We start from the raw sequence: 21968 nt of genomic DNA, 5'->3' as shown, positions 1-21968 counted from the left end.
ATAGCCGAGCTACACTAACCGCTCACGCACTTCGGTCTCGATCCGGTTAACGAGTTCGGGGTCGGCCACAAGCCGCCCGCGCTCCTCATCCAGAATTGCCAGAAACAGGTCGCGCTTGAAGCCCATGCAGACCGCCTCATCCATGGGCGCATCGAGCGTGGAGCACACCAGATCGACCATCCGCTCGGCTCCGTGCAGGCGGCCCCACAGATAGTCGTTCTCGCGGTAAACGCGGCTGAAGAATGCCCCGAAGCTATAGAACTCTGTGCCGCGCAATGTCGCCGCCGTGCCGCCTTCGCGAATGCTCGTCGCGTCCTCCGGGCTAATCCTGTCGACCTTCACCGGATCAAATTCCGTCAATCCGTCGGAGCCAAGCAGGGGCAAGGTGGAAACGTCGTAGAAGGGGAAACCAAGATAAGTAAGCAGCATTTTGCGGCGGAGGTTCTGCGGCATTCCGGCGAGTGCTTCGGCCAGCATCTCTTCCGCCCGGTCATCCAGTTCCGGCAACAGATGCCGCGCGGCGAGGTAATCCAGCACCGCGCCCGGATCCTTCATCGCATTGCCGGCTATCTGCGCGAATTCATCACCAAAATGCGCCGCCTCCTCGCGCTCGAAATACAGCGCAAGGATGTCATAGATCGCCGCGCGGGCGGCGTCGGCTGCGGCGTCATCAATCTCGGGATCGGCTTCCCAGTCCCGCGATGCGCGGCGGGCCAGCAATCGCAATCGGCGAATGCGGAAGCCCAAATCATGCGCGCGGAAGAACGCAATTGCAGCCTCGCTTGCACCGCCACCCGGATCGCTCAACTCGCCAAGGCCGCGCGCTTCCAATTCGCCGCGCAACCGATGCGCGATGGCTCGCGTGTCCGGAGTTCCCATGGTCCGATGGGCAGAAGGCGCAGCCTGCGCCACCATGCGCGCCAGTCTCTCCACAATCCCGCTGAATTTGACCTGCGAGTAAGCGTGATAGGTGAACCCGGCCCCTTCCGCTGCCGCCTGCTGCGCGCGGTTGCGCCAGTTTTTCAAGCGCTTGGCAGTGGGCCGATTGAGGAACAGGGTGCGCCCGAACAATTTGTCCACCGCCGCCTCCACACCGGGCCGCATCCCGCCGAGTATCTCGCGCCGCCGCAGTGCCTCGCGCGATTGTTTTTCCAGCACCTGAATATTGTCGCGGATCGGCTGTTCGCGCGGGATGGTCGAGAGCGAGCCGAAAATGGCGGAGAAGAAGCCGACCGGGCGCGGTTCCTTATCCTCATCGTCAGAGAAGCGTTCGGGACGGGGGTCGATATAGACGAAACGCCGGTCCACTTCGCGGTTGGCTGGGCGGCCCCGCAGTGCCTCGGTTGCCGCGCGAAACGGAGCGTTGACCAGCACGCCGCCGTCAATCAGCGCGACCCTGTCCACGTCCCCCTGTTCGAGATGCGCGGGCATATTGCGTCGGAGGAATGCGTCACGTTCGGGCCAATTGCGCTGCAGCAGATCGCCCATGCGGTCGATCTCGGCCACTTTCAGCGGGGGAAATGCTCCCGGGAAGCTCGAGGTAGCACGTGCCGCGAAGGTCAGCTCCAGCGAATTGGCAAGACCTTGTCCGCCCTTTGACGGGGTTTGTGCATGAAAGGATATCGGCAAGCGGTGCTCGCTTTCCAGCACCACTGGGGGCGAATTCAGGCGAAGCATCGCGCGGTAGCCGCGAAAATCGGTCGTGGTGACATAGAGGTCCAGCGGATGGCCGGGCGGCAGTAATGGTGGCCCCGGCTCTCCATTCGCCATCGCCTCCAGCGCCGTGTGGAGCAGCATGGACATGCCAAGGCCCGAAAACGGCGGTTGGAACCAGCGGCCCCGGATCAGGCGCGAGACCTTGGTGCGCACCTCCTCGCGGGTCTCGGGCGCAACGCTTTCGCTCACGGCGTTGCCCGGACGCCGCAGAACATATTCCGCCAGTGGCTGCGCCCATATCTTGGCGTAGCGCCACACAGGCCGGGCATCCTTGTCCGTCAGCCGGTCGATATCAGCGTTTTCCAGCCACAGGTCGGTCAATGGATCGAGAGATCGGCCCGAATGCAGCGCCTCGGCCAGAAACACGGCATTGATCCCGCCCGCGCTGGCTCCGGTCAGGATGTCGGGCAGCACCCGCAGCAACAGCCCGTTCTCATCCCGCAAATGGGCAAGCAGCCGGAGGTAGACCGCCTCTGCGCCGTCGCGGGCCTCGGCCGCATCCGTGTCGCCATCGTGGAAGGCGCGGCTGGCCCGGGCCAGCTTCCACACTTCCTTGGTGACGCCGTGCATATAGACCGCAAGGCTGACCCCTCCATAGCAGACGAGCGCAATGCGAAGTTCTTTCTGGCGCATGCGGACCTTGTGGCGGGGATATTCACCGAGCGCAATTGCGTTCTGGAAATGTTCTGTTTACGGAAGTGCCCATGGCAAAGCCGAAGAAACGCTACATCTGTCAGGCCTGCGGGTCCGTGTCGCCCCGTTGGCAGGGGCAGTGCGGCGATTGCGCGGAATGGAACACGCTGGTGGAGGACGCGCCTGCGACGGTGTTCTCGCAAAAGCATGACCTGTCGAGCGGGGGGAGGCCGGTTTCTTTCGTCCCGTTGGACAAACCGGGCGAAATGCCGGTGCGCCAGCCAACCGGTCTGCCTGAGTTCGACCGGGCTCTGGGAGGAGGGCTCGTACCGGGTAGCGCGATCCTGATGGGTGGCGATCCCGGCATCGGCAAATCTACCCTGCTGCTTCAGACGGCTGCTGCGATTGCCAAGGATGGCGGGAAGTCAGTCTATATCAGCGGTGAAGAAGCCGCCGGTCAGGTTCGCTTGCGTGCCGCGCGATTGGGGCTGGCAGATGCACCGGTCAGTCTGGCGGCTGCGACGTCGGTACGCGATATCCTTACCACCCTGGGCTCGATGGAGCCGCCCAAATTGCTGGTGATCGATTCAATCCAGACCATGCATTCCGACACGATCGAGGGTGCACCCGGCACGGTCAGTCAGGTGCGCGGCTGTGCATTCGAGCTAATCCGTTATGCCAAGGAAAACGGCGTGGCGCTGGTTCTCGTCGGCCATGTGACAAAAGACGGCACCATCGCCGGACCGCGCGTGCTAGAGCACATGGTCGATGTGGTGATGAGCTTCGAGGGAGAGCGCAGCCACCAGTACCGCATCCTGCGCGCGCTGAAGAACAGGTTCGGTGCGGTGGACGAAATCGGTGTCTTCGCGATGGCGGGGGCGGGGCTGGAGGAAGTGTCCAACCCATCCATGCTGTTCCTGTCGGGCCGCGATGCGCCGCTGGCAGGAAGCTCTGTATTTCCGGCTTTGGAAGGGACGCGCCCTGTATTGATCGAGGTGCAGGCGCTGATTGTGCGCTTGCAGTCAGGGGCCACGCCGCGCCGCGCGGTTGTGGGATGGGATAGCGGACGACTGGCCATGTTACTCGCCGTGCTGGAATCGCGCTGCGGTCTGAATTTCAGCTCGGCCGAGGTCTATCTCAATATCGCGGGTGGATACCGCCTTTCCGATCCCGCCGCCGATCTAGCGATTGCTGCCGCATTGGTCAGCGCACTGGCGGACAAACCTTTGCCGCACCGCTCGATTTTCTTCGGTGAGGTATCCCTCGCGGGCGAAATCCGCCCCGTGGCCCATGCCGGATTGCGGATGCGGGAAGGAGCCAAGCTGGGCTTCTCCAAATCCTTCGGGCCTCACGGCGTGGACGATGTGCCGAAAGATTTGACCTATGGGGGCCTGCGCCAACTGGCCAATCTCGTTGACCGGGTCATGGGGAGCCAATAGAAGGCGCCGCCGTGATGACCGGCTTCGATATCATTGTAATCGTCATTGTGGGTGTCGCCGCCATCGGTGGCTTCATGCGCGGACTGGTGCAGGAAGTCCTGTCACTGGCCACATGGTTTCTGGCCGCGTTTTCGATGCGCTTCCTGCACTACCCGGTCTACGATTTCCTGCTGGGATATATTCCCTCCAGCACGCTTTCGGCCATCCTCGCCTTCGCCCTTCTGCTGCTGATCCCCTATGCCGGGATGAAGGTCATTATCGGCCTTGCCGCGACCGACGATGGCGGTTCCGATCTGAAGCCCGTGGACCGTGTGCTCGGCTTCGGCATGGGACTGGTGAAGGGCGCTTTGATTGCTGTCTTCGGGTTTTGCCTGATTGCCTTCACCTTCGACGACGAATGGAGCGTGACAGGCCGCCCGGCATGGGTCGCAACAGCCCGGACTTATCCGGCAATCAATGCCGCGACCAACGAGTTGGTCCCCTTGATTGCAGCCCGCCGTGCGCAGTTGGAAGAGGACGAAAAGCCCGGCGGCGATAACGCGCAATGAGCGTGTCGACGACTGGGCAGAACTCAGGGCAAAATAGGAGCCGCTCGCCTTCCTCGAAACTGTACACCCCAGAAATGCTCGCGCTGGCAACCGGCCTTGCCGCTTATCCGCGCCTTCCCGATGCCCCGCTGCACGGATCCGCGCGATCCGAAACCTGCGGCGGCTCGCTCGCAATTGATGTGCAGATGGTAAATGGCGCTATCGCCTCGGTCGGCCTGATGGTGCAGGCCTGCGCCGTTGGACAGGCGAGCGCCGCGCTGTTCGCCGGTTGGGTGATCGGCAAATCCGCCGCCGACGCCGCAAGCGCCCGTACCAGCGTCGTGGATTGGCTTGCCGGAGATGCTCCAGTGCCATCGGCCCCGGACCTGTCAGCCATTGCAATTGCACGCGATTATCATGCACGCCACGGTGCCATATTGCTGCCATGGAAAGCGTTGGGAAATGCGTTGCCCGATGCTTTGCCAGATGCGCGCATTTGATTTTGATGAAATTGACAGGTGGTGCGCAGGCACTGGCGGCTTGAATTACCGGCCATGAACGCTAGGCCTGCGGCGTCTTGTTTGGGGAAGGGCACATCGCATCATGAGCACATCGGAAACTGCAGCGGTTAGTGAGCCGACCGAGAAGGAAATCCGCCTGGTGATCGGCGCTTCATCCGCCGGGACGGTGTTCGAGTGGTATGATTTCTTCATCTACGGGACACTCGCCTATATCCTCAAAGATGCGTTTTACGACGTCGATGATCCGACGCTCGGCCTGTTGCTGGTCTGGTCGACCTTTGCCGTGGGATTTGCCTTTCGGCCCATTGGGGCCATCCTGTTCGGCTTTCTCGGCGACCGACTGGGGCGCAAATACACTTTCCTTGTCACGGTGACCTTGATGGGCATCGCCACCGCGGGTGTCGGGCTCATACCGACCGTGGATCAGATTGGCGTGGTAGCGCCGATTATCGTTATCATCCTTCGCGTATTGCAGGGGCTTGCCCTTGGCGGCGAATATGGCGGCGCAGCGATCTATGTCGCAGAGCATGCACCGCCAGAGAAGCGCGGCTTCTATACCAGCTTTATTCAGGCCAGTGTCGTGGGCGGTTTTGTGCTCAGCATTATCGTGGTGCTGCTCTGCCGCGTCATCATTCCCCAAGAGGCTTTTGAGGCGTGGGGCTGGCGTGTGCCTTTCCTGCTTTCGATCCTCCTCTTGGTCATTTCCCTGTGGATGCGCTTCAAGCTATCCGAAAGCCCGGTCTTCAAGGCGATGAAGGAAGCGGGCGAAACATCGGGCAATCCCTTCATTGAAAGCTTTACCTATCCCGGCAACAAGAAGCGCATCTTTGTCGCGCTGTTCGGGATTACCGGGATCCTTACCACGATCTGGTATTCGGCATTCTTCTCCAGCCTCTCTTTCCTCAAGGGCGATATGCGCCTCGATGAAACCAGCGTCGAAGTGATCCTGCTGATCGCCGGAACCCTGTCGATGGGGTTCTATTTGATTGTCGGCAAATGGTCGGACCGGGTCGGGCGCAAGAAGCCGATTATTATCGGTGCGCTGGCCACGCTGGCGCTGCTATTCCCGATTTTCTGGGGCATGGGGGCGCTGGCCAATCCGGGCCTCGCTGCGGCTGCCGAGCGCGCTCCGGTCGTCGTGACCGGGCAGCAATGCGTGACCGATCCCTTTGCCGAGCTGCTGGACCGCGAGCCCAGCGATTGCGGCAAGATTCTCGGATCACTGATCGCCAGCGGCGTTTCCTATACGGTCGTCGCGGGGGAACCCCTGAGCGTCACTGTTGGCGGAGAAGCTGTGGTCATCGGCGATAACTGGCTCAGTGATGGGGCGGCGCGGACCGCGGGATTGCAGGAACAGCTTGGTGCCGCAGGTTTCGACTTTACCCGTCAGGTGCCGCCATTGGCGAATATCATCGGGATCATCGCCCTTCTGCTTGTGGCGGGCATGTTGTCTGCGCTGACTTATGGTTCGGTGGCTGCGCTCCTGTCGGAAATGTTTCCGCCCAAGATCCGCTATTCGTCGATGTCGATCCCGTATCACATCGGTGCCGGGTATCTCGGCGGCTTCCTGCCGCTGATCGCAGGGATCATCGTCGCCAGTACTGGCAATATCTATTCCGGTCTCTGGTACACCTGGATTGTGGTTGCATTCGGTATCGTGGTCGCCTGGTGGGGCATTCCGGATGGCCCGCCCCGCGATTTTGAAGATGACGTCGCGACCTGACAGAACAATGACCGCCATTCCGCCAGCACCCACCGTGCGCCTCGACATTGATCGGGAAGCGCTGGCGGCCAACTGGCGCACGCTCGATGCCATGTCCGGCGATGCGCGGGCAGGGGCAGCGGTCAAGGCCGATTGCTACGGACTGGGGGTCGATGTGTGCGTACCCGTGCTGCGCGATGCCGGGGCACGGGATTTTTTCGTGGCGCATTGGAGCGAAGTCGCCGCGGTTCTTCGCCATGTGCCGCCGGAGCAATTGGCAGTGCTGCACGGCGCAAACACGGCGGAAGAGGCAGCCTATGCCAGAGCCACCGGCGTACTTCCCGTTATCAACTCGCTGCATCAGGCCGATGTGTGGAACGAGACGGGTGGCGGGCCGTGCCATCTGATGATCGACACAGGTATTCACCGTCTGGGAATTGCGCCGGCGGACCTTCGGGAGCCTGCGATTCAGTCGCTGGATGTGGCCGTATTGATGTCGCACCTGTCCTCGGCGGACGAAGATGGTTCTGTGAGTTCCGAGCAACTCGCGGCTTTCCACGAAGCCAAGCGAGCGGTCGGGGCGCGCGAGCTCAGTATCTCGAACAGCGCAGGCATCGGCCTGGGCGATGATTTCAGTTTCGACCTGACGCGCCCGGGGCTTGCGCTTTATGGCGGCGTGCCGCGTTCTGAAATGGCAGGGCGCATAAGGCAGGTCGCCTATCCCCGCGCCGCAATTATTCAGGTGCATGATCTGAAGCCCGGCGATGCCGTGGGATACAATCGCGAATTCACAGCCAGCAACGCTATGAGAGTAGGTACCGTTTCGCTGGGCTACGCCGACGGTTTCCTCAGGTCATGGGGCGGGCGTGGTTGGCTCGAGCACGACGGCGAGCGCCTGCCGCTGCTCGGCAAGGTGTCGATGGATATGGTCATCGTGGACCTGACCCATGCGCCAGAGATCAAGCTCGGCGACTGGCTGGATGTGCCCTACGATCTTCCGGCCGCATCGAAGATGAGCGGTCTGTCGCAATACGAACTGCTCACTGTTCTGGGTCAGCGGATGCGCAGCTGACCAACCGCGCCGTGTGCATTGCAGCGAAGCACGTTGCGGTGCAGCTTGTGCAAGTGCTAAGACTGCGCAAACGGTTCAAAACAATCCGGCGCACCCGGAAGTAAGGCAGGCGGCATTATGGCAGGCAAGGAATCGGCTCCGGGAGAGCCCATCGTCATCAAGAAATACGCCAACCGGCGGCTCTACAACACGCAGTCCTCCAGCTATATCACGCTGGAAGATCTGGCAAAGATGACCCGCGATGGCGTCGATTTCGAGGTCAAGGATGCCAAGACGGGCGATGACATCACCCGCTCCATCCTGACGCAGATCATCATGGAAGCGGAAAGCGGCGGTGCGCCCATGCTGCCGATCAGTTTCCTGCGCCAGATCATCGGCATGTATGGCAATTCCATGCAGGCCGTGATGCCGACCTATCTCGAAACGGCAATGCAGAATTTCCGCGAGAACCAGGCGAAATGGCAGGACGCTGCGAAAAATACGGCAGGCGGAAGTTTGCTTGCCAAAATGCATGAAACCAACATGGCGATGATGCGCGCCGCGACCGAGGTGTTCATTCCCGGCACCGGCAGCAAATCCTCCGATGCCGCGGCAGAGCCGCCAGCATCGGGCGATGAATTGTCAGCCCTGCGCGATCAGATGGCCGCGATGCAGGAAAAGCTGGACCAGTTGGGCAAGTAAGCCCCGCGCGCCAACACCTCTTCAGAATTTCAGAAAGTCCACGCACAGTGTCCAACATCCGCCACGCCCTTTCCGTCAAACGGGAAGACGATTTTGCCGCCTGGTATCAGGAAGTCATCTCCGCCGCCGAAATGGCCGAGGAATCGGGTGTGCGCGGCTGCATGGTCATCCGCCCATGGGGATACGGTATCTGGGAACGCATTCAGCGCCTGCTGGACGACCGGATCAAGGCAACGGGCCATGAAAATGCGTATTTTCCGATTTTCATCCCGCTTTCCAATTTTGAGCGCGAGGCCGACCACGTGGAGGGCTTTGCAAAGGAAATGGCAGTCGTCACGCATCACCGCCTGATTGCCGATGGTGAAGGCGGTCTGGTCCCCGATCCTGCGGCCAAGCTGGAAGAGCCGCTGGTGGTCCGCCCAACTTCCGAAACGATCATCGGCGATGCGATGGCGCGCTGGATTCAGAGCTGGCGTGATTTACCGCTTAAAGTGAACCAGTGGGCCAACGTGGTACGCTGGGAAATGCGCACGCGGATGTTCCTGCGCACCAGCGAATTTCTCTGGCAGGAAGGTCACACCGCCCATGCGGACGAGGCCAAGGCCAAAGAACACACGCTGCGGATGCTGGAAGTGTACCGCGCCTGTGCCGAGGATGATCTAGCCCTTCCCGTGATCGCTGGAGAGAAACCCGAAAACGAGCGTTTCCCCGGAGCGGTGGAGACGTGGTCGATCGAAGCCATGATGCAGGACGGCAAGGCGCTGCAGGCCGGCACCAGCCATTATCTCGGGACCAATTTCTCGGCTGCCGCCGGCATCAAATATCAGGACCGCGAAGGCAGCGAACAGCTGTGCCACACCACCAGCTGGGGAGTGTCCACCCGCATGATCGGCGGGGTCATCATGACCCACGGTGATGATGACGGTCTGCGCGTACCGCCGCGCATTGCGCCCTATCAGGTCGTGATCCTGCCGATGCTGCGCGACAAGCCCGAGGATCAGGCGGTGATCGATTACTGCGAGGAATTGCGGGCCCGACTGGTCCAGCAATCCGCGCTGGGCGAGCCCATCCGCGTGCTGCACGATACCAAACCGGGCAAGGCCGCGGCCAAGCGGTGGGACTGGGTGCGCAAGGGCGCACCGGTGATTATCGAGGTCGGGGGGCGCGATATGGACAATGGCGTCGTCAGCCTGCTGCGCCGCGATGATCTGTGGAACACGGATAACGGCAAGCCGAACTTCCAGACACCGTCGCGCGAAGATGCTGCCAGCGGGATGAGCGCGATGCTCGAGGATATCCAGAACGCTATCTTTACGCAGGCTGCCGAGCGCCGCGATGCCAATATCGTGCGCGACATCGATACGATGGAGGGCCTGCGCGCTTTCTATCAGGCGAAGACGAAATTCCCCGGTTGGGTCGAGGTCCAGTGGGCCAAGCCGACCGGCGCGGCACTGGAAAAGGTAGTCGAGCAGCTGAAGGATTTGAAGCTGACGATCCGAAATGTTCCGATTGATGGCGGCGAGGTTAGCGGTGCGTGCATCTTTACCGGAGAGCCTGCGGTCGAGCGTATTTACGTGGCGAAGGCTTACTGAGGTTCACCAATCTACAAACGTCACCCCGGACTCGATCCGTGGCCCAGCTAATTGAACATACCGCTAGAAAAGCTGGGTCCCGGATCGAGTCCGGGATGACGGCAAGGCAAGGTGTTGCGCCAAGCTATTGAGCTTACCCACCAGATGCGCAACAACGCTGCCCATGCGCAAACTCATCCTAGCTGCCGCCCTCCTGTCCTCCCCAGCCTTTGCCCAAAGCGACCCTGCGGAAGAAGTCTCTACCGAGCGCCTGCGCGCGGATATGGACACCATCGTCAGCTTCGGAACGCGTCACACGCTCTCCAGCCAGACCGATCCGGAACGCGGCATTGGCGCGGCGGTCAATTGGGCCTTGGACGAATTTGGCCGCATCGGTGCTGGCTGCGAGAATTGTCTAGAGGTCCAGTCGGTGGAGCGTATTATCGACCCGGACGGGAGGCGCATTCCGCAGCCCACTTTGGTGCGCAACGCCGTGGCAATCCAGCGCGGCACGGAGCGTCCGGACGAGATCATCATCGTGCAGGGCCATTATGACAGCCGGGTCACCGACCCGCTGAACGGGACAGACGACGCGCCGGGCGCCAATGATGACGGCTCTGGCAGCGTGATGATATTGGAAGCGGCGCGCATCCTGTCGCAGCGCGAATATCCCTCCACCATCGTCTACGCTTTGCTGACCGGCGAAGAGCAAGGGCTCTACGGCGCGCAAATCCTGGCCGATTGGGTCGGGGAGCAGGGCTATACCGTCAAGGCCGTGCTGAACAACGACATGATCGGGAACAGCTGCGGGTCCGACGGGAAATGCGATGCCGCGCATGTGCGGGTGTTCTCCGAAGGTCTCCGTGCCGATTCCACTCCCGAAGTGCGCGCCATGCAGCGCCGTTTCGGCGGCGAGAATGACAGCCCGGGTCGCAATCTGTCACGCTGGATTGCGGGCGTGGCCGAGGCCGATCCAGAAGGCATGCAGGTGCGGCAAATCTGGCGCACCGATCGCATGGGGCGGGGCGGAGACCAGATCCCGTTCCTCGACCGGGGCTATCCCGCAGTGCGCATCACCGTCGCGGTGGAAGATTACGAGCATCAGCATCAGGACCTGCGAGTCGAAGACGGCATCACTTATGGCGATACAGTCGACGAGATCGATTTCGATTATCTCACCCGCGCATCGCAGCTCAATGTGCGTGCCCTCGACCGATTGGCACAAAGCCCGATGCCGCCGGCCCCGAACGCTGATGCCATAGTGCGCACCGACACGGTGGTGGAATGGGACGCAGTGCCCGGCGCGCATCATTATCATGTCTATCAGCGCCGCACCGATCAGCCTTATTGGAATGACGAGGCAACCGCCGACTTGCTGGACGAAGGCGCGGTTGACGGGAAGCTCTCCACCGTCATTGATGAACGCGGCGATGACTGGTTCTTCGGCGTGAATGCCTGCACCGCCACTGGCTATTGCAGCCCCATCGCCAGCGCGGTTCCAGCGGGGGCTTTTGCGCCGGTTGCGCAGTCAGAGGATGACAGCGAGTAACCGCGTCCCCATATTGCGGGGCACATGACAAGAAAACAAAGCAATAAGCGGTCCGCCCATCACAAGCCGGGCCTGCCATCACCTGAACAAATCATCGAATTCATCCAGAGCAGCGAGACGCCTGCCGGAAAGCGGGAAATAGCCAAAGCCTTCGGCCTGAAGGGGCAGGAGAAGATCGCGCTTAAAAAACGTCTGAAAGACATGGCCGAGGAAGGCCTAATCGACGGACGCAAGACAGCCTATCACCAGATGGGCGGGGTGCCCAAGGTCACAGTCTTGCGGGTGATCGAAATCGACGACGGCGAGGTTTGGGCTCAGCCGGACAATTGGAATCCCGACGATGGCGCAAAGCCGCCGCGCCTGCTGATCGTCGAGAAAAGCAATGGGCCAAAACGCGGCGGTGGCCGTTCGCCAAGCCGGGGAATGCCCGCGCTGAAAACCGGCGACCGCGTTCTCTCCCGCACCGAAGAACTGGGCGAAGCCGGAAGCGGGAATTGGCGCGCCTACCCGATCAAGAAACTGCCCGCCCGCAGCGAAGGCCTGATGGGCGTGGTGGAGATCGACAAGGCTGGGAAAGCTTGGCTCGCCCCGGTGGACAAGAAGGTCCGCAATTCGTCCCCCATCTCCGACCTGAACGGAGCCGAGGCTGGTGAGTTGGTGTTTGCCGAACCCGCAGGGCGCAGCCACCGCGCCGGAGTGAAAGTGATCGAAGTGGTCGGCGATCCGCTGGCGCCCAAAGCCTTCAGTCTGATCGCCATTGCCAAGCACGGCATCCCCACGACTTTCCCCGACGAAGTGATGGCCGAGGCCGAGCGTGCCGCTGACCTGCCGCTCAGCCAAGAGCACCGAGAAGATCTGCGCGATGTGCCAATCCTCGCCATCGACCCTGCCGATGCGCGCGACCATGATGATGCGATCTGGGCCGAGCCCGACCCCGAAAACGAAGGTGGTTTTCGCGCCATCGTCGCCATTGCCGATGTCTCGCATTACGTCCGGCCGGGCGGCGATTTGGACAAGGAAGCGCGCAAACGCGGCAACTCCGTTTACTTCCCAGACCGCGTTGTGCCGATGTTGCCGGAAATTCTCAGCGCAGACGTCTGCTCGTTGAGGGAAGGGGAGGACCGTGCGGCGATGGCCTGCCATCTGCGCATTTCCGCTACCGGCAAGATCACCTCGCATCGCTTCACCCGCGCCATCGTGCGGCTGACGCACAACATTGCCTACGAGGACGCGCAGGCAGCCATTGATGACGGCACAGCAGGCAAGGAACTGACCGATCTGTGGGCCGCGTGGAAGCTGCTGGCCAAGGCGCGTGCTGCGCGTGATCCGCTTAATCTCGACCTGCCCGAACGCCGCGTGGTGCTGGACGAGCACGGCAAGATCGCCGAGATCGCCGTGCGCGAGCGGCTGGATGCCCACCGCGTGGTCGAGGACTTCATGATCGCCGCCAATGTGGCTGCGGCCAAGGCGCTGGAAAGCAAGACCGCTCCTGTTGTCTACCGTGTCCACGAACAGCCGAGCCGCGAGAAGATCATCGCCCTGCGCGATTATCTCGCCACGCAGGACAAGGTGCTGGCGCTGGGGCAGGTTATCACGCCCGGCCTGTTCAACCGCTTCCTGAAAGAAGTCACCGACGAGCAGGAGCGTGCGCTGATGATGGAGGCGGTGCTGCGCAGCCAGACGCAGGCCTATTACGGCCCTGCCAATGCAGGCCATTTCGGGCTGGCGCTGGCGAGCTACGCACACTTTACCTCGCCCATTCGCCGCTATGCCGATTTGCTGGTCCACCGCGCGCTGGTTGATGCCTACAAGCTGGAACAGCCCAAGCCCAGGAACGGCCTGCCGGAATCAAGCGGCCTGTCCGACCGCGACCGGAGCAATCTGTCTGCCATTACCGATGCCATCAGCAAGACCGAGCGCCGCGCGATGGAAGCGGAACGCGACACGATCGACCGGTATGTCGCGGCGTGGCTTTCGGAGCGCGTTGGCGAAACGTTCCAGACCCGCATCACCGGCGTACAGGGCTTCGGCTTCTTCGCCACCATCCAAGGGCTGGGCGGCGACGGGTTGGTTCCGGTATCGACGCTGGGCCGCGAATATTTCCGCTATGACGAGGCGGCGCAGGCGCTGATCGGCGAGGACAGCGGCACGCGCTACGAGGTTGGTCAGCGGCTGGAGCTGAAACTGGGCGAGGCCAATCCATTGACCGGGGCGCTCAAGTTCGAAATCCCGCATGGCGAGGGCGGCGGGATAGAGCCGCGTGGTACCCGGCCAGAGCAGAAGAAGACTGGCGCAGGCAAATATCCGCGCGGGAAGGGCGGCGGCCAGAAGCGCGGCTCCAAACACGGGCAACGCAAGGATGCCAAGGGCAAACACGCCGTCGGCAAGCGCGGCCGCCCGGGCAATATCCGGCATCAGGGGCGCAGGAAATAGGCGGAACGCTTCGCGGTATTCGGACATTGGTTCGGCAAAAGGAGAAACCCATGCTGACCCCCGGCCAAAGCGTACCCGAACTTGACCTGCCCCTGACCATCGATGCCCGCTTCGAGCTTTCCAGGCAAAGCCCGCAAAACTTCACCATGCTGGTGTTTTATCGCGGCAAACACTGCCCGATCTGCAAAGGCCAGCTGGAAGAAATCGGCGGCCGCCTCTCGGACTTCACCGATGCCGGGATCAATGTATTCGCGGTATCAATGGACAGCGAAGAACGTGCTGCGGTTGCGCATAAGGAATGGGACACAGGTGACCTGCCCCTGGCCTGGGGCCTGAGCGAGGAGCAAGCCCGCGAATGGGGGCTCTTCATCAGCGAGAAGCGTCCCGACAGCGAGGAACCGCAAGTATTCTCAGAGCCTGGATTGTTCCTCATCAAACCCGATGGCGAGCTCTATTTCCAGGTCGTTCAAAACGCGCCCTTCACGCGTCCCTCGCTCGATCAGCTGCTGCAGGGCCTGAATTATGTGATCAAGAACGATTATCCGACGCGCGGCACGCTCACCTGAGACGCCATGCGGGTTCAGCCTGAAAGGCGGTCGATCTCTTCCTTCGTGATGCCGCCGGGCAGAATGTAGAGCGGGCAGCTGAGCTTGCCTGCACTTGCCGAAAAATGCGCGACCAGCGGGCCGGGGACGCCGGTTTCGGCTGAGCCGAGGACCAGTGCGGCCACTTCAGGGTGCTCGGCCAGATATTCGCGGATCACGGCCTGACCTTCGCCTACCTTCACCGCGATTGTGGGCATGCGGCCATCGTCGTCCATCAGCGCGCCGGCAGCACCTGTAGCAATGGCCTCCGCCCGGTCACGAGCTTCCTGTTCGATCGTGGCCTGCACGCCGCCAAAGGCGTTGAAATTCTGCGGTTGGACCAGAGCGAGAATATGGACCGACCCACCCGTTGCCGCCGCCCGGTTAGCGGCAAAGCGCAAGGCCTTCTGCGCCTCCGGTGTCTCGTCGATTATCGTCAGATAGACCCGCATGCGTTCCCCCGAATACCCGCCGTCCCTGCGAGAGGCGGGAGCATCTTTCGTCCGAAAACGTATGCATAGCAAGGTTGATAGGGGTGAGACCGGCCAAGACGCTTGCCGCCCGCCGGAGTTCTCGCCTAAGTCATCCCGTCAAAGACACGACAGATTGCAGCGCTTAAGGAACCGATCCGCACCATGCCCACGCCGATCAAGATGCCCGCCCTTTCCCCTACAATGGACGAGGGGACGCTTGCCAAATGGTTGGTGAAAGTGGGCGATACGATCAGCGCTGGCGACATCATGGCGGAGATCGAGACGGACAAAGCGACGATGGAATTCGAAGCGGTCGACGAGGGCACGCTGGCCTCCATCGAGGTTAAGGAAGGCACCGAGAATGTCGCCGTTGGCACAGTGATTGCGATGCTGGCCGGGGAAGGCGAGGATGTGGAGGCAGCGGCCAAAGCAGCGCCGGAAGCGGACAGTGCGCCGGCTCCAGAGCCGCCCCCAGCACCTGCCGCCAAAGCCGCACCGGAGGGGCCGCCCGCGACGCCTTCTGCACGCAAGATGGCCGAGGCGAGTGGCATCGATCTCTCCACCATTACGGGCACCGGCCCGAACGGGAAGATCACAAAGGACGATGTAGAGGCTGCAGGCGGGAGCGCGCCTGCACAACCTACTCCCGCACCTTCGCCTGCGCCTGCTTCCGCACCGGCGGCTCCTGGAGGCGACAGAGTGATCGCATCCCCGCTCGCCAAACGCATTGCCGAGCAGAAGGGCCTCGATCTCTCAACTATCACTGGCTCAGGCCCGAATGGCCGGATCGTCAAAGCCGATGTCGAAAATGCGCAGCCTGGCGCGGCTCCCGCTCCTGCCCAGACCATGGATGCGCCTGCAACACCGGCAAAGACACCTACCGAAAGCGAGTTTGGCGCGCCGTACGAGGAGCAGAAGCTCAACAATGTCCGCAAGGTCATCGCCCGCCGCCTGACCGAGGCGAAGCAGACCGTGCCGCACATCTACCTCACTGTGGATGTCCGCCTCGATGCGCTGCTGAAACTGCGCAGCGAATTGAACGCCTCGCTGGAGGCAGACGGCATCAAGCTGAGCGTCAACGATCTGATCATCAAGGCGCTGGCCCGCGCGCTGGCCCGCGTGCCCAAATGCAATGTCAGCTTCCAGGGCGACACGCTACACCAATATACGCGGCAGGACATTTCCGTCGCCGTCGCTGCGCCCAGCGGTCTGATCACCCCAATCATAACTGATGCAGGGCGCAAGGGCCTCGCCCAGATCAGCACCGAGATGAAGGAGCTGGCCGGTAAGGCGCGCGATGGCAAATTGCAGCCGCACGAATATCAGGGCGGAACAGCCAGCCTCAGCAATCTGGGCATGTTCGGCACCAAGCAGTTCGACGCCGTGATCAACCCGCCGCAGGGCATGATCTTGGCAGTGGGCGCAGGCGAGAAACGCCCCCATGTCATCGACGGCGCACTCGACATTGCCACGGTGATGAGCATCACCGGCAGCTTCGATCACCGCGCCATCGACGGCGCAGACGGAGCGCAATTGATGGAGGCAATCCAGCAATTGTGCGAGAACCCGATGGGGCTGGTGGTCTGAATGAAACCTTTCGCGACCATCCTACTGTTCGCCTTTGCGATATCGGGCTGTTCGAACCAGACCTTCGACAGCAAGAATGATGACGTCGCAGTCGCACCGGTTGACCGCACAGCGATGGTCGGCGAGCGGCCGGTGCGCATCGGTTTTGACGGCCCCCGCTTCGATGCCTGCGCGGCCTATGCCACAGTCATCAATATCGGCCCGGGCGAGGATGCCCGGCTTTCGGTTCGCAATGCCCCGGCGGACAGCGCGGAGGAAGTGGACGCATTGGCCGCAGGGAGCGGGGTTGCGATGTGTCAGGAAACCGGCGGATGGATTGGCATCGTCTACCCGCAAGAGGAAGGCGAACTGGGCTCCTGCGGTACCGGTTCGCCCGTCCCATCAGTGCGGGATTATGATGGCCCCTGCCGTTCCGGCTGGGTGCGCGATGATTACCTCAAATTGATCGCTGTCTAACGCGATGGACGACCGCCAGCCCATGATCCGCGTCACCGCGATGCCCACAGACCTGAACCCCTATGGCGGGGTCTTCGGAGGCTGGCTGATGGCGCAAATGGCGCTGGGCGCAGGCTCCTTGGCAAGCCGCGAGGGGCAGGGCAAAGCCGTGGTTGTGCAGGCCACCGACTTCGCGTTTCCCGGAGCGATGGCTGTAGGAGACGAATTGAGCGTCTATTGCGCCATCGTACGGCTTGGCCGTACCTCGATTACAATTTCCGCCGAGGCAATTGCGCGCGAACGCAATTCCGAAGTGACCACACTGGTGGCCAGCGGGATTTTCAAATTCGTGATGTTGGATGATGATGACCGTCCCCGGCCCGTGCGTGCGGTTGGCGCGGCAATGAATGAACTTTCCGAGGAAAACGACAATGGCTGACCATTCCTATGATGTAATCGTTTTGGGCAGTGGCCCTGGCGGATATGTCGCCGCGATCCGCTGTGCGCAGCTTGGGCTGAAAACCGCGATTGTGGAACGGGAACAGCTGGGCGGTATCTGCCTCAACTGGGGCTGCATCCCGACCAAGGCGCTGCTGCGCTCTGCCGAAGTGCTGCATCTGATGCAGAACGCCAGCGACTATGGCCTGGCCGCGAGTGGCATTGAGGCCGATCTCGAGGCTGTCGTGAAACGCAGCCGAGGAGTGGCCAAACAGCTCAATCAGGGCGTCACGCATCTGATGAAGAAGAACAAGATCACCGTGCATATGGGGGAGGGGCGGATGACCGGCCCCACCACGTTAACGGTCACAGGCGAGAAGAGCAAAGAAGCGCTTGAAGCCAAGCATGTGATCGTCGCGACTGGAGCACGTGCGCGTGACCTGCCGTTTGCACCTGCCGACGGGAAGCGGGTCTGGACCTATCGCACCGCCATGACCCCGCCGGAAATGCCCAAGAAACTGCTGGTGATCGGCAGCGGCGCCATCGGAATCGAGTTCGCTAGCTTCTACAACGACATGGGCGCCGATGTGACCGTGGTCGAGATGCTGGACCGGATCGTGCCGGTCGAGGACGAGGAAGTGAGCGCTTTCCTCGAGAAATCGCTGACCAAACAGGGCATTGCCATCCATACCGGAACCGGTGTCGAGGACCTCAAACCCCATGCGAAGGGCGTGAAAGCCAAGATCAAGGGCGCGGACGGCAAGGTGACCGAGACCGATTACACACATGTCATTGTGGCCATTGGCATTGTTCCCAATACCGAGAATATCGGGCTGGAGGACCTCACCGAAATGGACCGGGGTTTCATCCAGATCGATGGTTACGGACGCACCAAGACCAAGGGCTTGTGGGCAATCGGTGACTGCGTGCCCGGCCCATGGCTCGCGCATAAAGCAAGCCACGAAGGAGTGTGTGCTGCAGAGTCCATTGCCAAGGAGCTCGGCAACGCCGAGGTGCACCCGCATGTAATGGACAAGCGCAACATACCGGGCTGCACCTATTGCCACCCGCAAGTCGCCAGCGTTGGCCTAACCGAAACGAAAGCGAAAGAGGCCGGCCATGAGGTGAAGGTCGGCAATTTCCCGTTCATGGGCAACGGCAAGGCCATCGCGCTGGGCGAGGCCAACGGTTTCATCAAAACCGTGTTCGATGCAAAGACCGGCGAGCTGCTGGGCGCGCACATGATCGGCGCGGAAGTAACCGAGCTGATCCAGGGCTATGTCGTCGGCAAAACGCTGGAGACCACCGAGGTTGAGCTGGGCAACACCGTCTTCGCGCATCCCACGCTCAGCGAAATGATGCATGAAAGCGTGCTGGCAGCCTACGGAAAGGCGCTGCATATTTGAATCGGGAGTGATCATGGCTGATCTGAAGGCGCATTTCCCAAAACCTTGCTCAGAGCGCTGGGACCAGATGACGCCGCGCGGTTGCAACCGCCATTGCAGCACATGCGACAAGACCATTCACGACCTCGCTTCACTAACCTTTGAGGAAGCAGAAGCGCTGCTCGATAGCGATCAGGAAATCTGTGCACGCGCTGAAATCGGCAAAGACGGCACTGTGAAACTGGCCAATCGCGCGAGCGGGGAAACGCGGCGAATCGCGGCGCTAATTGGGGCAACGGCGTCATTGGCCCTCGCTTCCTGCACCACGCTGGACGGTAGCGGTATTACGCCCCGCTACGAGTTGTCAGGTCAGACGGATTACTACCAATTCGGCTCCCGGGCGTTCCTGACAGATAGTGTTGGCAAGATGCGCGAAATGCCAATCAAGAGCGATGGTAGTTTTCGTTTCACCAATCTTCCCGCCACCTCATACACCTTGAAAGTCTCCGGCATGTGCGGCGATATTGTTGAGCTGGGGGAGGTTATAATTCGCGATGACAATGTCGGGTTGCAGACCATCGAATGGCCTCAAATGGAATGCATCATCATTGGCGTGTTCCAGCGCGCTGAACCGGTCCGCCGTGGGTGATGGCGGGCTTCGTCTTCGCACTGGGAATAGGCTGAAATCCCAAGCGATATGCAAAGAACGGTGTTCTACACCTGGTTCGTAGAAATTGGCGGACAGGGTGGGATTCGAACCCACGGTACGCTTGCGCGCACGCTGGTTTTCAAGACCAGTGCATTCAACCGCTCTGCCACCTGTCCGCTGGATCGCTCGCTAGCGCCGTTCGAAGCGATTGTCACCTAGGGTAAAATTGCTCGCCAAAACGGGGCGTATGTGCGGGGAAAGTCATTGGCGCTTCATGCCGGATGTGAGACAAGCGGAGCCATGAACGTAAAGCGCCTCTTCATCGCCGCAGCTGCCTTTGTCATGGCAGCGCCCGTCACGCCGTCTGCCGCACAGGACATGTCCTTCGACGCCTATCTCCAGATCCTGATGGCGCGCAGCCGCGCTGAAGGGGTGAGCGAAGCTACCTTGCAGCGCATGACCGCCGGTCTCACGCCAAACAGCCGGGTCATCCAGCTCGATCAGGGCCAACCAGGTTCGCCCACACGCAGCGGCTACCCGGCGTTGCAGCCTTACCTCAATACGCATGTGAACAGCACACGGATCGCCAACGGACGCCGGACTTTTGCATCCACGCGCAGCATCGGACAGTCGGTGGAGGCCCAATACGGTGTGCCGCACGAGATCCTGATCGCGATCTGGGGCCACGAAACGAATTACGGCTCTTATCGCGGTAATTTCGATCTCGCCCGCTCACTCGCCACGCTCGCCTGGGAAGGCCGCCGCCGCGAGCTCTTCAGCAGCGAATTTGTCGCGCTTATGAAAGTCGCCGACAAGGGCTATTCCCGCAGCGAACTGATCGGCAGCTGGGCGGGAGCGTTCGGCAATCCGCAATTCCTCCCGAGCGTCTATCTGCGCCTCGCTACCGATGGCGACGGGGACGGGCGCGCCAACATTTTCACCAATCGTGCAGACACGCTCGCGTCGATTGCGCGCTACTTTCAGGATTCGGGCTGGCGCACCGGACAGCCATGGGGCGTGCGCGCTTCGGTACCCTCCGGATTCAATTTCGACCGGGTCGATAACGAGGTTTTTGCGCCGGTGTGCGACCGGGTGCATGAACGCCACAGTCAGTGGAAGCCGGTCTCGGAATGGCGGAATTTGGGGGTTCAGCCGCAGCAATATCTTGCCGATGACGTCATGACTTCGCTGTTTCAGCCGGACGGTCCGGGCACGCGTGCATGGCTATTAACCTCAAATTATCGAGTTATCCTCGAATATAACTGCTCCAATTACTACGCCATGAGTGTGGGGCTGTTAGCTGATGAGATTGCTCGATAATGCTGTTCGCAAGGGACTGATCCTCGGTCTGAGTGTTGTTCTGGCCGCCTGCGGGCGGGGAGGCGAGGAGCCTCGCGCTCTCGCCAGTGCCTCGGATATGCCGGTACAATCGGACGCTTACGGGCCAGCAGCAGACTATCCCCAGGTGCTGGGCGATCCGTTTACCGTGGATGGCCAACGCTACGCTCCCGAAGATGTGCTCAGCTATGATTCGGTGGGCTATGCTACGCTGGATGCGGGCGCTGGCTCCGGGATTACCGTTTCTCACAAGACCCTGCCGATGCCGAGCTATGTCGAGATCACTTCGCTCGATACCGGCGCGACAATTCTGGCCCGCGTCACCACGCGTGGTCCGATGACAGCTTCGCGGCTGGTTGGCCTTTCGCCTGATGCCGCTGCGCAAATCGGCGTCGGAGAAGGCGGCGCGGTTCGCGTGCGCCGTGTGAACCCGCCGGAGCATGAGCGCGCCAAGCTGCGTGCGGGCCAATCCGTCCCTAACCGCCTTGAAATGCCGAGGTCTCTGGTCGCAGTCTTGCGTGAAAAGCTGCCTGCAACCGGTTCGGCAAGCCTGCGCTCCCCCGCAGCCGAAAGTGCGCGCGCGACCATGGTGCAGGGGGATATGCCCAAGGCTGGCGGATCAGCCGCTCCGCAAGCAATTGCGAATTTTGCCGTGCAGCCCAGCCAACCAGCGTCAGCGCCTGTCATGAGCGGACTTGCCCAGAGCTTCGACAGCGCCTTCGCAGATCGCCGGACGGCCAATCGGTCCTATCCGCTGCCGCCGTTGACGGGCGTTGCAATGTCGGCACCAGTGCGCGCCGTGCCCCCGGTGGCGCAGACACCGCGCCCGGTGGTCGTCGCTCAGCAGGCAGCGCCGCCTGCCAATTTCTCGCTGCCGGGACGCGTAACGCAAGCCTCCACCGCACCAGAACCGCGCGCCACGCGGGCACCAGCGGCAGTTACAACTGACAATTCCGGCTTCGTAATTCAGGCCGCCGCATTCTCCAGCAAGAGCAATGCCGAGCGGGCTGCCAACCGTCTTGACGGTTTCGTCCGGAAGGCAGGCCGCTTCTACCGCGTCCGCACCGGCCCCTACGCCACCCGTGGACAGGCCGAGGCAGCGCTCGCCAAGGTCCGTGCAGCCGGTTATAGCGACGCGCGAGTGTTCACCTCAGGATAGAGACCGCCGGCCCTGCCGGTGGCGGGGCTGGAATTGGGCAAAACGTCCTTATACTTGATTGCATCGGCTGCGCTGG

The 21968-nt window shown here is 61.6% G+C and carries 19 protein-coding genes and 1 tRNA gene; 17 read left to right on the top strand and 3 right to left on the bottom strand.

Annotation, left to right across the window (positions count from 1 at the left end; all coding sequences use genetic code 11):
* Positions 1-9: 9 nt before the first annotated feature.
* A complete protein-coding gene (locus ACFCW2_RS12415) occupies positions 10-2349 on the bottom strand; it encodes a patatin-like protein (RefSeq protein ID WP_379546797.1) in 2340 nt (779 codons plus the stop codon).
* A 71-nt stretch (positions 2350-2420) separates the two neighbouring features.
* Here ACFCW2_RS12415 and radA point away from each other — a divergent pair, with 71 nt between their 5' ends.
* The 10 genes from radA (at position 2421) to ACFCW2_RS12365 (ending at position 14410) form a co-directional block, all read left to right on the top strand.
* Entirely contained in the window at positions 2421-3788 is a 1368-nt protein-coding gene (gene radA, locus ACFCW2_RS12410; RefSeq protein ID WP_379546795.1) for a DNA repair protein RadA, read from the top strand.
* Between the two features lie 14 nt (positions 3789-3802).
* On the top strand, positions 3803-4336 hold the full coding sequence (locus ACFCW2_RS12405) for a CvpA family protein (protein ID WP_379546793.1): 534 nt from the start codon (positions 3803-3805) through the stop codon (positions 4334-4336).
* 74 nt (positions 4337-4410) lie between these two features.
* The gene (locus tag ACFCW2_RS12400) at positions 4411-4815 is read left to right on the top strand and encodes an iron-sulfur cluster assembly scaffold protein (RefSeq protein ID WP_379546792.1); all 405 of its coding nucleotides are present in this window, start codon (positions 4411-4413) and stop codon (positions 4813-4815) included.
* A 103-nt stretch (positions 4816-4918) separates the two neighbouring features.
* Positions 4919-6559, top strand: a complete 1641-nt coding sequence (locus ACFCW2_RS12395) for an MFS transporter (protein ID WP_379546790.1) — start codon at positions 4919-4921, stop codon at positions 6557-6559.
* Positions 6560-6566: 7 nt separating this feature from the next.
* Positions 6567-7610, top strand: coding sequence for an alanine racemase (alr, locus tag ACFCW2_RS12390; RefSeq protein ID WP_379546788.1), 1044 nt, complete (start codon positions 6567-6569; stop codon positions 7608-7610).
* A gap of 117 nt (positions 7611-7727) precedes the next feature.
* The gene (gene phaR, locus ACFCW2_RS12385; RefSeq protein ID WP_379546787.1) at positions 7728-8291 is read left to right on the top strand and encodes a polyhydroxyalkanoate synthesis repressor PhaR; all 564 of its coding nucleotides are present in this window, start codon (positions 7728-7730) and stop codon (positions 8289-8291) included.
* Positions 8292-8338: 47 nt separating this feature from the next.
* Positions 8339-9883 (top strand): proline--tRNA ligase, encoded by a 1545-nt coding sequence (proS, locus tag ACFCW2_RS12380; RefSeq protein ID WP_379546785.1) that lies wholly within the window; start codon positions 8339-8341, stop codon positions 9881-9883.
* A 163-nt stretch (positions 9884-10046) separates the two neighbouring features.
* Positions 10047-11411, top strand: coding sequence for a M28 family peptidase (locus ACFCW2_RS12375; protein ID WP_379546784.1), 1365 nt, complete (start codon positions 10047-10049; stop codon positions 11409-11411).
* 24 nt (positions 11412-11435) lie between these two features.
* Complete coding sequence (gene rnr / locus ACFCW2_RS12370; RefSeq protein WP_379546783.1) at positions 11436-13844, top strand: ribonuclease R; 2409 nt, start codon at positions 11436-11438, stop codon at positions 13842-13844.
* A gap of 50 nt (positions 13845-13894) precedes the next feature.
* The gene (locus tag ACFCW2_RS12365) at positions 13895-14410 is read left to right on the top strand and encodes a peroxiredoxin-like family protein (protein WP_379546781.1); all 516 of its coding nucleotides are present in this window, start codon (positions 13895-13897) and stop codon (positions 14408-14410) included.
* Positions 14411-14424: 14 nt separating this feature from the next.
* On the opposite strand, the gene ACFCW2_RS12360 is transcribed toward ACFCW2_RS12365, so the two are convergent.
* Positions 14425-14880, bottom strand: coding sequence for a universal stress protein (locus ACFCW2_RS12360; protein ID WP_379546780.1), 456 nt, complete (start codon positions 14878-14880; stop codon positions 14425-14427).
* A gap of 183 nt (positions 14881-15063) precedes the next feature.
* Between ACFCW2_RS12360 and ACFCW2_RS12355 the strand changes: the two genes are divergently transcribed.
* From ACFCW2_RS12355 to ACFCW2_RS12335, 5 genes are read left to right on the top strand one after another with little or no spacing between them, the layout of a single operon-like run.
* The gene (locus ACFCW2_RS12355) at positions 15064-16488 is read left to right on the top strand and encodes a 2-oxo acid dehydrogenase subunit E2 (protein WP_379546778.1); all 1425 of its coding nucleotides are present in this window, start codon (positions 15064-15066) and stop codon (positions 16486-16488) included.
* Complete coding sequence (locus ACFCW2_RS12350; protein WP_379546776.1) at positions 16489-16944, top strand: hypothetical protein; 456 nt, start codon at positions 16489-16491, stop codon at positions 16942-16944.
* Between the two features lie 4 nt (positions 16945-16948).
* A complete protein-coding gene (locus tag ACFCW2_RS12345) occupies positions 16949-17362 on the top strand; it encodes an acyl-CoA thioesterase (protein ID WP_379546774.1) in 414 nt (137 codons plus the stop codon).
* Positions 17355-18767, top strand: coding sequence for a dihydrolipoyl dehydrogenase (lpdA, locus tag ACFCW2_RS12340; protein WP_379546773.1), 1413 nt, complete (start codon positions 17355-17357; stop codon positions 18765-18767). The genes ACFCW2_RS12345 and lpdA overlap by 8 nt, the downstream gene beginning before the upstream one ends.
* A gap of 13 nt (positions 18768-18780) precedes the next feature.
* A complete protein-coding gene (locus tag ACFCW2_RS12335; protein ID WP_379546771.1) occupies positions 18781-19395 on the top strand; it encodes a hypothetical protein in 615 nt (204 codons plus the stop codon).
* A gap of 86 nt (positions 19396-19481) precedes the next feature.
* Here ACFCW2_RS12335 and ACFCW2_RS12330 read toward each other — a convergent pair.
* Positions 19482-19571: transfer RNA gene (locus ACFCW2_RS12330), tRNA-Ser, on the bottom strand.
* 124 nt (positions 19572-19695) lie between these two features.
* On the opposite strand from ACFCW2_RS12330, the gene ACFCW2_RS12325 reads away from it, so the two are divergent.
* Together ACFCW2_RS12325 and ACFCW2_RS12320 are read left to right on the top strand one after the other, a co-directional pair.
* Positions 19696-20715, top strand: a complete 1020-nt coding sequence (locus ACFCW2_RS12325; protein WP_379546769.1) for a lytic murein transglycosylase — start codon at positions 19696-19698, stop codon at positions 20713-20715.
* On the top strand, positions 20699-21892 hold the full coding sequence (locus tag ACFCW2_RS12320; RefSeq protein ID WP_379546767.1) for an SPOR domain-containing protein: 1194 nt from the start codon (positions 20699-20701) through the stop codon (positions 21890-21892). The genes ACFCW2_RS12325 and ACFCW2_RS12320 overlap by 17 nt, the downstream gene beginning before the upstream one ends.
* Positions 21893-21968: the final 76 nt, after the last annotated feature.

Origin of the sequence: Qipengyuania algicola (genome assembly GCF_042492175.1) — a bacterium.
In the GTDB taxonomy this organism is placed as follows: domain Bacteria; phylum Pseudomonadota; class Alphaproteobacteria; order Sphingomonadales; family Sphingomonadaceae; genus CAJXSN01.
The sequence above is the reverse complement of the archived record's forward strand: the minus strand, read 5'-3'. Positions and strand labels throughout refer to the sequence as shown.

Bases quoted from the DNA above. Each gene is read 5' to 3' on its own strand.
- ACFCW2_RS12365 (WP_379546781.1), top strand. From the start codon at position 13,895: ATGCTGACCCCCGGCCAAAGCGTACCCGAACTTGACCTGCCCCTGACC.
- ACFCW2_RS12405 (WP_379546793.1), top strand. From the start codon at position 3,803: ATGACCGGCTTCGATATCATTGTAATCGTCATTGTGGGTGTCGCCGCC.
- phaR (WP_379546787.1), top strand. From the start codon at position 7,728: ATGGCAGGCAAGGAATCGGCTCCGGGAGAGCCCATCGTCATCAAGAAA.
- lpdA (WP_379546773.1), top strand. From the start codon at position 17,355: ATGGCTGACCATTCCTATGATGTAATCGTTTTGGGCAGTGGCCCTGGC.
- ACFCW2_RS12335 (WP_379546771.1), top strand. From the start codon at position 18,781: ATGGCTGATCTGAAGGCGCATTTCCCAAAACCTTGCTCAGAGCGCTGG.
- ACFCW2_RS12325 (WP_379546769.1), top strand. From the start codon at position 19,696: ATGAACGTAAAGCGCCTCTTCATCGCCGCAGCTGCCTTTGTCATGGCA.
- ACFCW2_RS12395 (WP_379546790.1), top strand. From the start codon at position 4,919: ATGAGCACATCGGAAACTGCAGCGGTTAGTGAGCCGACCGAGAAGGAA.
- alr (WP_379546788.1), top strand. From the start codon at position 6,567: ATGACCGCCATTCCGCCAGCACCCACCGTGCGCCTCGACATTGATCGG.
- rnr (WP_379546783.1), top strand. From the start codon at position 11,436: ATGACAAGAAAACAAAGCAATAAGCGGTCCGCCCATCACAAGCCGGGC.
- radA (WP_379546795.1), top strand. From the start codon at position 2,421: ATGGCAAAGCCGAAGAAACGCTACATCTGTCAGGCCTGCGGGTCCGTG.
- ACFCW2_RS12360 (WP_379546780.1), bottom strand. From the start codon at position 14,880: ATGCGGGTCTATCTGACGATAATCGACGAGACACCGGAGGCGCAGAAG.
- ACFCW2_RS12345 (WP_379546774.1), top strand. From the start codon at position 16,949: ATGGACGACCGCCAGCCCATGATCCGCGTCACCGCGATGCCCACAGAC.
- ACFCW2_RS12320 (WP_379546767.1), top strand. From the start codon at position 20,699: ATGAGATTGCTCGATAATGCTGTTCGCAAGGGACTGATCCTCGGTCTG.
- ACFCW2_RS12350 (WP_379546776.1), top strand. From the start codon at position 16,489: ATGAAACCTTTCGCGACCATCCTACTGTTCGCCTTTGCGATATCGGGC.
- ACFCW2_RS12415 (WP_379546797.1), bottom strand. From the start codon at position 2,349: ATGCGCCAGAAAGAACTTCGCATTGCGCTCGTCTGCTATGGAGGGGTC.
- ACFCW2_RS12400 (WP_379546792.1), top strand. From the start codon at position 4,411: ATGCTCGCGCTGGCAACCGGCCTTGCCGCTTATCCGCGCCTTCCCGAT.
- ACFCW2_RS12355 (WP_379546778.1), top strand. From the start codon at position 15,064: ATGCCCACGCCGATCAAGATGCCCGCCCTTTCCCCTACAATGGACGAG.
- ACFCW2_RS12375 (WP_379546784.1), top strand. From the start codon at position 10,047: ATGCGCAAACTCATCCTAGCTGCCGCCCTCCTGTCCTCCCCAGCCTTT.